Consider the following 852-nt stretch of genomic DNA (forward strand, 5'->3'; position numbering starts at 1 on the left):
ATGTCGATGACCGAGCGCGGCGGGATGTTGTAGATGATGATCGGCAGCTTGGTCGCCTTGGCGACCGCCGCGAAATGCTCGTAAAGGCCGCGCTGTGTCGGCCTGTTGTAGTAGGGCGTGACGACGAGGGCGGCATCGGCGCCGGCCTTCTCGGCATACTGCACGAGGCCGACTGCTTCCTCGGTGTTGTTGGAGCCGGCGCCGGCGACGACCGGAACGCGGCCCTTGGCCACCTCGATACACACCTTGACGACCTGGCGGTGCTCGTCATGCGACAGCGTCGGCGACTCGCCGGTGGTGCCGACCGGCACCAGGCCCGTCGTGCCCTCTGAGAGTTGCCATTCGACGAACGCGCGAAAGGCTTTCTCGTCGAAACGCCCGCTCTTTTCGAACGGTGTCACGAGCGCAGTAAGCGAGCCTCTCAGCATGTCGTCCAACTCCTTGGCACTTCTGGTGTTTTGTGTCGGTGTTTGTGGTCGCGCCTTCTAACCGAAAGCGAAGCGGCGCACCATAGTCTCGACATGGTTGCGCGGCAAGCATTGCCATGGTGCCAGCAAGCGCAATTCGAACAGCCTCGCTAACCCTTTGTTTACGGGCTCTTCACGACCTAAGTTTAGGCTTCGAGGCATCTTCGCCAGCCTGTGGGATGCCAGGACAAGGAAAGACTTAAGGATCATGCCGGGCGGTCGGCCTCACCTTTTCGCGCTGCTTGGCGCCACGCTCGCGCTGATGCCGGGCATGGCGATCAGCGGTAGCGTGGACGTACGGGTCACCTCAGCCATTCCGATGCCAGGCGCGGCAATTGCGCTGCCAGACCTGCAGGATAGGACGCGACAGGCGCCCTTGCCTGAC

General features: G+C 62.6%; 1 protein-coding gene. It reads right to left on the reverse strand.

Translation table 11 applies throughout. The features are described 5' to 3' along the window. On the reverse strand, positions 1-428 hold a 428-nt coding region (locus EN750_RS36765), incomplete at its 3' end, for a dihydrodipicolinate synthase family protein (RefSeq protein WP_145968309.1). Positions 429-852 lie beyond the last annotated feature (424 nt).

Source organism: Mesorhizobium sp. M7A.F.Ca.ET.027.03.2.1, assembly GCF_003999175.1.
Lineage (GTDB): Bacteria > Pseudomonadota > Alphaproteobacteria > Rhizobiales > Rhizobiaceae > Mesorhizobium.